Raw genomic sequence first — 9020 nt, 5'->3', positions numbered from 1 at the left:
CGTGCTCCAGATAAGGGAGCAGAGCTAAAGTGAGGCACTCATTAATTATGCAGCTGACCAGCGCTGCAACTGCCGTAGCACTGGCACCGACACTGAGAAAAGCGCTGCTGTATCCACCACTACAATGTCGCGGTTGAACAGCAACCGATACCGCTCACGCAGATTGGCCAGCCCTGTTCCCATCGAATCTATCGAGGTCAGCTTTGGCCGGCGTGCGTGCCGTACAGTAAGCGCTGTTTCTGTGGCCTCAATAACGACAGTGAGCGGGTTCTCTTCGTTGCCAGCGTTGTGTTTGATAGCATTTTCAAGCAGCAGTTGCAGCGTACCCGGCACCACGAGCAGCTGGTTCAGATCAATGCCCACCGGAAGCTCCCGGCGAAAGTCGTACGCAGATCCAAACCGGTGGCGCAGCAGATAGACATACTCATCTACAAGCTGCAGTTCCTCGGCCAGACTTACAAAGTCTTCGTCTTTGTGTCGAATCAGAAAACGATACAGCGACGCAAATCGGTCTAGGTACTCGTTGGCCGTCGCCGGATCCTGCTGGATCAGACCGCGCAACACATTCAGATTGTTGAAGAGGAAGTGAGGGTCGATTTGGGCCTTCAGGTTGCGCAATTCGCTTTCAGTTTGCGCCTTTTGCATCAGCACTAGCCGCTTCTGTATCTCAAAATAGCGCTTAACCGTCAGAAAAATCCCCAACAGACCGTAGCTGACCGCATGTCGCAGAATCCCGGCCACCATACCCATCATAGTCCAGGCTGTTGGCTTACCGAAAATCAATCCATAGCCTTCCCGGTACAGTACGCTACTGGCCACCATAAACACGAGCAGCGCCCCTACGGCACTCCGCCAGTGCTTCCCTGATAACGCCTTGGGCAAAATTAGAAATACGAGACAGAGTACAGCCGCTGTGTCGAGCACAATAGTATAGCCCATCCCTATCCACGCCCGTGCCCAGCCAGATTCGTAGACGTACGCCGACATCACTACAGGCGCAGCGAGCAGCCAGTAGACTACTATTGCAGCGAAGTCGGACTTGGAAGGGCGTTGAATCAGCATGGCATTGAAAAGCACAGGTGAAATTGAGACTGGCTTGGCTTAGGATTAAGTGTCCGAAGCAGTTACCGCAAGAGCACTAACACAACGCACTTTGAAGTAGCCTATCGGGTAGCGACCAGCAGCGTAATACATCGGCTTGCAGGAACAGAAGACCTGAAGCACCCTCTTTTATTCGAGTAAGCTAAGTGCTATTTCACGAACCGCGGGTAGAATCCGCCGAATCGGGCATAATCAGCTTTTAACCGTCTTGCTGTGCGGTTTATTCCTTTCTATTAATCACCGAGAAAGCAAAAGGGGACGCACCTTACGGCACGTCCCCTTCGTCGTGGAAGTATAGTCTTCCAACTTCAGATTACTCAGCGGCTTTCTCCTCGCGGGTTTCGCCGTTTTTCAGCGTTTCTGTAGCCGTGTCTTCTGGAGCCGATACTTCGGTAGTGGCAGCAGCCGGAGCCTCAGCAACTACTTCAGCCGACGACTGACCTTCACCAGTTGTTGCCTTCTTAGCACCGCTACGACGCGAACGACGAGTAGTCGTTTTAGCTTCGCCAGCGTTTTTGGCCTCGAGCAGCGTTTCGTTATAGTCAACCAATTCAATGATGCACAACTCAGCGTTGTCACCAAGGCGGCTGTCGCTGAGCTTGATGATGCGGGTGTATCCACCGGGACGGCCAGCAATTTTAGCAGCTACCTCACCGAACAGTTCTTTCAGAACTTCTTTGTTTTCCAGTACCGAGAACACCAGACGACGCGAATGCGTGGTGTCGTTCTTCGACTTGGTCAGCAGAGGCTCTACAAACTTGCGAAGAGCTTTTGCTTTAGCAACCGTCGTCGAGATACGCTTGTGCATAATCAGCGACGAAGCCATGTTTGCGAGCATGGCATTGCGGTGCGAGGCCGTGCGGCCGAGGTGGTTGATGGTTTTACCGTGACGCATAAAAAAGAAGATGTGTGAACTTGCGGACGACGACCACGGCGGAAAAGCTGCTATGAAGCACCTTTCTCATTAGAACCGTCGCCCCTTCGGGCTCACTGGTTATGAAAGTATGAAAATGGAGTGCAAAGGTACAGAATGTACAGGCATAAAAAATGTGCTGAAGTGGAATATGTGCCTAGCACATCAACCACATTCAGCACATTTTCATGCTCCTATCTATTCTTCGTCGAGCTTATACTTGCTCAGATCCATGCCGAAGTTCAGGCCTTTCTCTTCTACAAGGTTTTCCAGCTCGGTGAGCGACTTCTTGCCGAAGTTGCGGAACTTCATCATATCCGCCATGTCCAGCTGCACCAAATCACCGAGGGTTTTGATGTCGGCAGCCTTGAGGCAGTTGTACGCACGTACGCTCAGGTCCATATCCGCCAGTGGCGTTTTCAGAACTTTGCGCATGTGCAGCGTCTCCTCGTCTACCGTTTCCTCTTCTTCAGCCTTGGCTGTTTCGAAAGTCATGGTGCTGTCGGAGAACAGCATGAAGTGTTGAATCAGGATATTGGCGGCACCTTTCAGCGCATCCTCCGGGTGGATAGAACCGTCCGTGTGAATCTCGATGAGAAGCTTCTCGTAATCGGTCTTCTGCTCAACACGAGTGTTTTCAATGCTGTACTTCACGTTTTTGATTGGCGTGAAAATGGCATCGATGGCAATCTGACCGAAAACCTGATCGGCAGGCTTGTTTTCCTCTGCAGGAACGTAGCCACGGCCTTTCTGGATCGTGAATTCGAATTCCAGCTCGGTGTTGGCGTCCACGTGGCAAATCACTAGGTCCGGGTTTAGCACCTGGAAGCCATTAGTGAATTTGCTAATGTCGCCAGCCGTGAAGGTTTCCTGACCCTTAATGCGCACCGTGATTTTGTCCTCGATGGCGTCGCTCACCTTTTTGAAGCGCACTTGCTTCAGGTTGAGAATGATTTCGGACATGTCCTCAATCACACCTTCGATGGTCATGAACTCGTGCAGTACGCTGCTGGTGCGAACCGACGTGATGGCATAGCCCTCCAGCGACGACAGCAGGATGCGGCGCAAAGCGTTGCCGATCGTGACGCCGTAGCCTTTCTCCAGCGGTTTAAATTCAAACGTTCCGTAGAAGTCGTCGGATTTCTCCATTACCACCTTCTCCGGCATTTGAAAAGCTAAGATTGACATAAGTGGGGCGGTTTTTAGTATTGAGTAATGGGTAGTGAGTAAAAAGACCTCTCAGAGTGTCTTGATACCCATTACCCAATACCTGAATCCTTTTAAAAAGTCGAAGCAGAAGAACGGCCCGGGCGTCCGGGCCGTTCTTATTATTACTTCGAGTAAAGCTCGACGATGAGCTGTTCCGTGATTTTCTCCGGAATCAGGTCACGCGAGGGGGCACTGATGAATTTGCCCACCATGTCTTTGCCGTCCCACTCCAGCCACGAGAAAGCACGCGCGTTGCGGGCGCTTAGGCTCGTGGTAATAGCTTCCAGCGACTTCGACTTTTCACGAACGGCCACAACGTCGCCAGCACGCAGTTTGTACGAAGCAATGTTTACCACGTCACCGTTAACGGTGATGTGCTTATGCAGAACGAGCTGACGAGCAGCCCGGCGCGTTGGGGCAATGCCCAAACGGTACACCGTGTTGTCGAGGCGCGACTCCAGCAAGGCCAGCAAGTTGTCGCCGGTAATGCCGGGCAGCGTAGCAGCTTTGTGGAACAGGTTCTCAAATTGCTTTTCCAGTACGCCGTACATGTACTTCACTTTCTGCTTCTCCATCAGCTGGACAGCGTACTCGCTCTGCTTCTTACGACGGCCACGGCCGTGCTGGCCGGGGGGATATGCTTTCTTGGTGAGTGCCTTGCTTGGGCCGAAGATCGGCTCATTGAAGCGACGGGCAATCTTGGTTTTAGGACCAGTATAACGTGCCATTTCGGGGTTGTTGAGTGTTGAGGGGGTTGAACCGCGCGTGTCGGGCTCCGGAGGCGCACCTTGCAGGGGTGAAAAGGCGCATCAGAAACCCGACACCGGTGGCCGGCAGAGCCAGCCTGTTCAATAAACTAAACGCGACGACGTTTGGGAGGACGGCAGCCGTTATGGGGCAGCGGCGTCACGTCCTTGATGGTCGTTACCTCAATACCCACGTTACCCAGCGTACGAATAGCCGACTCGCGGCCTGCGCCCGGGCCCTTCACGAACACCTCAGCTTTGCGCATGCCTAAGTCATGAGCTACTTTACCGCAATCGGTAGCAGCCATCTGAGCAGCGTAAGGCGTGTTCTTCTTGGAGCCGCGGAAACCCATCTTACCAGCCGAAGCCCAGGAAATAACCTGGCCATTGTTGTTGGTGATGGAAATGATGATGTTGTTGAACGAGGCCTTGATGTGAACCTGGCCTACCGGCTCGACAACGACAACGCGCTTCTTGGCTTTGTCTTTTCTCTTTTGTGCCATTTGGTTATCGCAAAAATATGCGGGAGGTGTTGTTGCCTGCCCTGAACGTATCAGAGCAGGCAACGATTCCCACTACGGGTTATTTAGTAGCCTTTTTCTTGCCAGCAACGGTCTTACGCTTACCCTTGCGGGTACGCGAGTTGTTCTTGGTGCGCTGACCACGAACTGGCAGACCTTTGCGGTGACGCAGACCCCGGTAGCAACCGATGTCCATGAGGCGCTTGATGTTCAGCTGCACTTCTGAGCGCAGCACACCTTCGGTTTTGAATTCGGCAGCAATTACGCTACGGATTTCGCCGGCTTCAGCTTCAGTCCAATCCTTCACCTTCTTGTTCAGGTCAACGCCTGCTTTGGTGAGGATCTGCTGAGCAGAAGGACGGCCAATGCCGAAAATGTAGGTCAGCGCGATTTCGCCGCGCTTGTTGTCTGGGATATCTACCCCTGCAATACGAGCCATGTGCTTTTTTAAAAAAGTCTGGTGCTACTACCCTTGACGCTGTTTGTAGCGCGGGTTCTTTTTGTTGATGACGTAGAGTTTGCCTTTGCGGCGGATGATTTTGCAATCAACGCTACGTTTCTTGACGGACGCTTTGACTTTCATGTCGTCGGGTTATTTGTAACGGTACACAATTCGTCCCTTCGACAGATCGTAGGGCGACATTTCCAACTTTACCTTATCTCCCGGCAGAATCTTGATGTAGTGCATCCGCATCTTGCCCGAAATGTGGGCAATCAACTGGTGACCGTTCTCCAGCTCCACACGGAACATGGCGTTGGAAAGGGCTTCCAGGATGACTCCGTCCTGCTCAATGGAAGTTTGTTTGGCCATATGGCTACTGTAAGGCTTTTTCTATGTATTCGAAAGAGGTAAGGATTTCCGCCTTGTCTTTTCGTACTACTACTGTGTGCTCAAAGTGGGCAGAAGGTTTGAAGTCTTTGGTACGGATAGTCCAACCATCCTTTTCCTGAACCACATTCTTTGTTCCCAGATTCACCATAGGCTCAATGGCAAGTGTGAGCCCTGTTTGCAGCTTCAGCCCTGAACCACGTTTACCGTAGTTCGGTACATCCGGCCGCTCGTGCAGCTTCTTGCCAATTCCGTGGCCGACTAGCTCCCTCACCACTCCGTAGCCTTGCTTTTCAACATGGTTCTGAATGGCGTAGCTGACGTCACCCATCCGATTGCCTGCCACTGCCTGCTCGATACCGAGATACAGCGACTTTTTAGTTTCCTCTAATAACTGTAATACCTCTGGTGCAACTTCTCCAATCGGATAAGTGTAAGCACTGTCGGCATGATAGCCATTGAGTAGAACTCCGCAATCAACCGAAACGACGTCACCACTTTTCAGTGTATAGTCGCTAGGAAAGCCGTGTACCACTACCGCATTAGGAGAGATACAGAGGCTATATTCGAATCCATTGTACCCTTTGAATGATGGTGACCCACCATGGTCCCGAATGAATTCCTCAGCGCGCTGATCCAGCTCTCGCGTTGTAATTCCTTCTCGGATCATGCTGGCCACTTCTCCGTGGGCTTGGGCCAATACTTTCGCACTGGCACGCATGAATTCGATTTCTTCTTCGGTTTTGTAAACTAGCATAGCTGCTTACGAAGCCATTGCAATGTTTTGCGAACGGCCACGTACTTTGCCGGTTTTCATCATGCCATCATAGTGACGCATCAGCAGGTAGCTTTCCACCTGATTCAGCGTATCCAATACTACACCTACCATGATGATAAGCGAAGTACCACCGTAGAAAGCCGAGAACGGACGCGTAACACCACCGAGTAACGCCAATGCAGGGAAGATGGCAATTAGGGCCAAAGCCACCGCACCAGGAAGGGTAATGCGAGTTAGAATCTCGTCAATATGCTCTGAGGTGTCGCGACCTGGCTTAACACCGGGTACGAAACCACCACTCCGTTTCAAATCATCAGCAATCTGGTTAGGATTAACGCTGATGGCTGTATAGAAGTAGGTGAACACAATGATGAGCAGAGCAAATACAGCGTTGTATTGCCATGAAGTGTAGTCCGAAAACTTCACTCCAATGTAGCTTGCCACATCGCTGTCATTTTGCCACACCGAAGCCAAAATAGCTGGCACGAACATAAGTGACTGAGCGAAAATGATAGGCATAACACCTGCTGCATTCACTTTCATGGGAATGAACTGCCGCTGAGCATTTAGCTGGGCAGTACTACCTACCTGCTTCGCATACTGTACCGGAATCCGGCGAACAGCCTGCGTCAGGACAATAACGGCCATTACCACGAGGAACAGTACTACCAGTTCAATCAGGAAAATCAGTGAGCCTCGCATGCCCTTGGCAGCAGCCTCGCCGATAATAGCACCGGGTAGGCGCGACACAATCCCAATCATGATAATCATGGAGATACCGTTTCCGATACCTTTATCCGTGATTTTCTCACCTAGCCACATGCAAAAGAGTGTGCCAGCTGTAATGATCAGCATTGTGGAAATCGTGAAGAACGTGCCCGGAGCCATAATAGCATCCGCGTTGATGGTAGCAATGAAGCCAACCGACTGCGCCATCACAATCGGAATTGTGAGAATGCGCGTGTACTGGTTAATCTTCTTGCGGCCTGATTCTCCTTCTTTCTGTAGCTTCTGGAAATACGGAACTGCAATAGTTAGCAGTTGGAGTACAATAGAAGCCGAGATGTAAGGCATGATGCCCAACGCAAAGATGGAAGCATTGCTGAATGCACCGCCAAGCAGAGTATCCAGAATACCGAACACCCCAGATGCTCCCCCGCTTTTCAAACGGGTAGCATCGACGCCCGGCAGCACCACAAAAGACCCCAACCGGTAGATGGCAATGAAAAAAAGCGTGTTGAAGATCCGCATACGCAGATCTTCAATCGCAAAAATGTTCTTTATCGTTTCGATAAACTTTTTCATCGCCACAAATACTTACAGCGTCACTGCTTTACCACCTGCTTTCTCAATAGCTTCAACAGCCGATTTCGAGAAGGCATGGGCATGTACTTCTAGTGCCGTAGTGATTTCACCACGGCCCAGAACTTTAATTTTAGCGCTTTTAGAAGCCAGACCAGCATTCACAAAGAACGCATTATCCAGCGTCGTTATGCCACCTTCAGTGAGAGCAGCCAGTACGTCAAGATTGACAGCTTTATACTCTACCCGATTGATGTTTTTGAAGCCGAATTTTGGTACACGGCGCTGCAGTGGCATTTGACCACCTTCGAAGCCCGATTTCTTGGAGTAACCCGAACGGGACTTGGCACCTTTGTGGCCACGCGTCGAAGTGCCGCCACGGCCGGAACCCGTACCACGACCAATGCGCTTGACATTGCGGGTAGAGCCTACGGCAGGTTTGAGATTGCTGAGATTCATTTTCGGGAGATTCCTAGAGTTCGGTTACTTCCAACAGGTGCTGAACGGCTTTGATCATGCCAGCAACCTGAGGCGTGTTTTCCACGCTCTTGGTGCTACCCATTTTGCCGAGGCCAAGGGCCTGCACAGTACGCTTCTGACGCTCGGGGCGGTCGATAACGCTTTTTACAAGTTTGATTTGGATCTGCGCCATCGTCTCTTAACCGTTAAAAACTTGAGCGAGGGTGATGCCACGAGCCTGTGCAATCTGCATCGGGTCGCGCATTTTCAGCAGGGCGTCGAAGGTAGCCTTCACCACATTGTGTGGGTTCGACGAACCTTTAGACTTGGCGAGTACGTCTTTGATGCCAGCGCTTTCGAACACGGCACGCATAGCACCACCAGCAATTACACCCGTACCAGCCGCAGCTGGCTGAACCAGCACGAAGCCGCCCGAGTATTTGCCTTCCATAATGTGGGGAACCGTATGCTTGTACAGCGGCACCTTCACCAGGTTTTTCTTCGCGTCGTCAATGCCTTTGGCAATGGCGTCGGTTACTTCATTGGCTTTGCCGAGGCCGTAGCCTACAGTGCCGTTGCCGTCACCTACTACTACGATGGCCGAGAAGCTGAAGCGACGACCGCCTTTTACTACTTTGGCTACGCGGTTGATAGCAACCACTTTCTCTTTCAGGTCGGAATCGCCGGTGCGGGATTCTTCCTTACGGTCGTTGCCGCGACGGTCATTGCCACCACCACGACGGTCATTGCCACCGCCACGGTTATCGCCGCTACCACCACGAGGGCCGTTGTTAAATTCTGCCATGATGATTTAGAAATTGAGGCCGCCTTCGCGGGCTCCTTCTGCCAATGATTTTACGCGGCCGTGGTAGAGGTAACCGGAACGGTCAAATACCACTTTCGAAATTCCTTTTCCTGTAGCACGGGCAGCAAGTTCTTTGCCGACTGCGGCAGCGAGGGCGACTCCGTTGCCCCCTTCCACCGAAACGTGCTTCGAGGAAGCAGACGCCAGCGTGCGGCCGGTAGTATCGTCAATAATCTGAGCATAAATGCCCGTATTGCTGCGGAACACCGACAAACGTGGACGCTCGGACGTGCCAGCCACCTTAGTGCGGATGATGCGCTGGATCCGTTTTCTTCTAGTTGCTTTATCGAAAGCCAT

14 protein-coding genes are annotated in these 9020 nt (G+C 51.8%); all 14 read right to left on the bottom strand.

Annotated features, from left to right (window positions below):
* Window positions 1–45: 45 nt before the first annotated feature.
* The gene (locus H4317_RS03615; protein WP_185888794.1) at window positions 46–1062 is read right to left on the bottom strand and encodes a sensor histidine kinase; all 1017 of its coding nucleotides are present in this window, start codon (window positions 1060–1062) and stop codon (window positions 46–48) included.
* Between the two features lie 352 nt (window positions 1063–1414).
* The gene (rplQ, locus tag H4317_RS03610) at window positions 1415–1996 is read right to left on the bottom strand and encodes a 50S ribosomal protein L17 (protein WP_185888793.1); all 582 of its coding nucleotides are present in this window, start codon (window positions 1994–1996) and stop codon (window positions 1415–1417) included.
* A 216-nt stretch (window positions 1997–2212) separates the two neighbouring features.
* A complete protein-coding gene (locus H4317_RS03605) occupies window positions 2213–3202 on the bottom strand; it encodes a DNA-directed RNA polymerase subunit alpha (RefSeq protein WP_185888792.1) in 990 nt (329 codons plus the stop codon).
* Between the two features lie 143 nt (window positions 3203–3345).
* The gene (rpsD, locus tag H4317_RS03600; RefSeq protein WP_073281299.1) at window positions 3346–3951 is read right to left on the bottom strand and encodes a 30S ribosomal protein S4; all 606 of its coding nucleotides are present in this window, start codon (window positions 3949–3951) and stop codon (window positions 3346–3348) included.
* Between the two features lie 128 nt (window positions 3952–4079).
* Complete coding sequence (gene rpsK, locus H4317_RS03595; protein WP_022822149.1) at window positions 4080–4472, bottom strand: 30S ribosomal protein S11; 393 nt, start codon at window positions 4470–4472, stop codon at window positions 4080–4082.
* Between the two features lie 79 nt (window positions 4473–4551).
* The gene (gene rpsM / locus H4317_RS03590; RefSeq protein ID WP_044016055.1) at window positions 4552–4929 is read right to left on the bottom strand and encodes a 30S ribosomal protein S13; all 378 of its coding nucleotides are present in this window, start codon (window positions 4927–4929) and stop codon (window positions 4552–4554) included.
* Between the two features lie 27 nt (window positions 4930–4956).
* Window positions 4957–5073, bottom strand: coding sequence for a 50S ribosomal protein L36 (gene rpmJ, locus H4317_RS03585; protein WP_045688470.1), 117 nt, complete (start codon window positions 5071–5073; stop codon window positions 4957–4959).
* Window positions 5074–5082: 9 nt separating this feature from the next.
* Entirely contained in the window at window positions 5083–5301 is a 219-nt protein-coding gene (gene infA / locus H4317_RS03580; RefSeq protein ID WP_022822146.1) for a translation initiation factor IF-1, read from the bottom strand.
* Window positions 5302–5305: 4 nt separating this feature from the next.
* On the bottom strand, window positions 5306–6076 hold the full coding sequence (gene map / locus H4317_RS03575; protein ID WP_185888791.1) for a type I methionyl aminopeptidase: 771 nt from the start codon (window positions 6074–6076) through the stop codon (window positions 5306–5308).
* A gap of 6 nt (window positions 6077–6082) precedes the next feature.
* Complete coding sequence (gene secY / locus H4317_RS03570) at window positions 6083–7402, bottom strand: preprotein translocase subunit SecY (RefSeq protein WP_185888790.1); 1320 nt, start codon at window positions 7400–7402, stop codon at window positions 6083–6085.
* A 12-nt stretch (window positions 7403–7414) separates the two neighbouring features.
* On the bottom strand, window positions 7415–7858 hold the full coding sequence (rplO, locus tag H4317_RS03565; protein WP_185888789.1) for a 50S ribosomal protein L15: 444 nt from the start codon (window positions 7856–7858) through the stop codon (window positions 7415–7417).
* A 13-nt stretch (window positions 7859–7871) separates the two neighbouring features.
* Window positions 7872–8051 (bottom strand): 50S ribosomal protein L30, encoded by a 180-nt coding sequence (gene rpmD / locus H4317_RS03560; RefSeq protein ID WP_044016046.1) that lies wholly within the window; start codon window positions 8049–8051, stop codon window positions 7872–7874.
* A gap of 6 nt (window positions 8052–8057) precedes the next feature.
* A complete protein-coding gene (gene rpsE / locus H4317_RS03555; RefSeq protein WP_044016044.1) occupies window positions 8058–8663 on the bottom strand; it encodes a 30S ribosomal protein S5 in 606 nt (201 codons plus the stop codon).
* Between the two features lie 6 nt (window positions 8664–8669).
* Entirely contained in the window at window positions 8670–9020 is a 351-nt protein-coding gene (rplR, locus tag H4317_RS03550; protein ID WP_185888788.1) for a 50S ribosomal protein L18, read from the bottom strand.

The organism is Hymenobacter sediminicola (assembly GCF_014250515.1).
In the GTDB taxonomy this organism is placed as follows: Bacteria; Bacteroidota; Bacteroidia; order Cytophagales; family Hymenobacteraceae; genus Hymenobacter; species Hymenobacter sediminicola.
This window is presented reverse-complemented; position numbering and strand designations above follow the sequence as displayed.

Excerpts from the sequence above, each read along its gene's own strand:
- H4317_RS03615 (WP_185888794.1), bottom strand. The coding sequence starts at position 1,062 with ATGCTGATTCAACGCCCTTCCAAGTCCGACTTCGCTGCAATAGTAGTC.
- rplQ (WP_185888793.1), bottom strand. The coding sequence starts at position 1,996 with ATGCGTCACGGTAAAACCATCAACCACCTCGGCCGCACGGCCTCGCAC.
- H4317_RS03605 (WP_185888792.1), bottom strand. The coding sequence starts at position 3,202 with ATGTCAATCTTAGCTTTTCAAATGCCGGAGAAGGTGGTAATGGAGAAA.
- rpsD (WP_073281299.1), bottom strand. The coding sequence starts at position 3,951 with ATGGCACGTTATACTGGTCCTAAAACCAAGATTGCCCGTCGCTTCAAT.
- rpsK (WP_022822149.1), bottom strand. The coding sequence starts at position 4,472 with ATGGCACAAAAGAGAAAAGACAAAGCCAAGAAGCGCGTTGTCGTTGTC.
- rpsM (WP_044016055.1), bottom strand. The coding sequence starts at position 4,929 with ATGGCTCGTATTGCAGGGGTAGATATCCCAGACAACAAGCGCGGCGAA.
- rpmJ (WP_045688470.1), bottom strand. The coding sequence starts at position 5,073 with ATGAAAGTCAAAGCGTCCGTCAAGAAACGTAGCGTTGATTGCAAAATC.
- infA (WP_022822146.1), bottom strand. The coding sequence starts at position 5,301 with ATGGCCAAACAAACTTCCATTGAGCAGGACGGAGTCATCCTGGAAGCC.
- map (WP_185888791.1), bottom strand. The coding sequence starts at position 6,076 with ATGCTAGTTTACAAAACCGAAGAAGAAATCGAATTCATGCGTGCCAGT.
- secY (WP_185888790.1), bottom strand. The coding sequence starts at position 7,402 with ATGAAAAAGTTTATCGAAACGATAAAGAACATTTTTGCGATTGAAGAT.
- rplO (WP_185888789.1), bottom strand. The coding sequence starts at position 7,858 with ATGAATCTCAGCAATCTCAAACCTGCCGTAGGCTCTACCCGCAATGTC.
- rpmD (WP_044016046.1), bottom strand. The coding sequence starts at position 8,051 with ATGGCGCAGATCCAAATCAAACTTGTAAAAAGCGTTATCGACCGCCCC.
- rpsE (WP_044016044.1), bottom strand. The coding sequence starts at position 8,663 with ATGGCAGAATTTAACAACGGCCCTCGTGGTGGTAGCGGCGATAACCGT.
- rplR (WP_185888788.1), bottom strand. The coding sequence starts at position 9,020 with ATGGCTTTCGATAAAGCAACTAGAAGAAAACGGATCCAGCGCATCATC.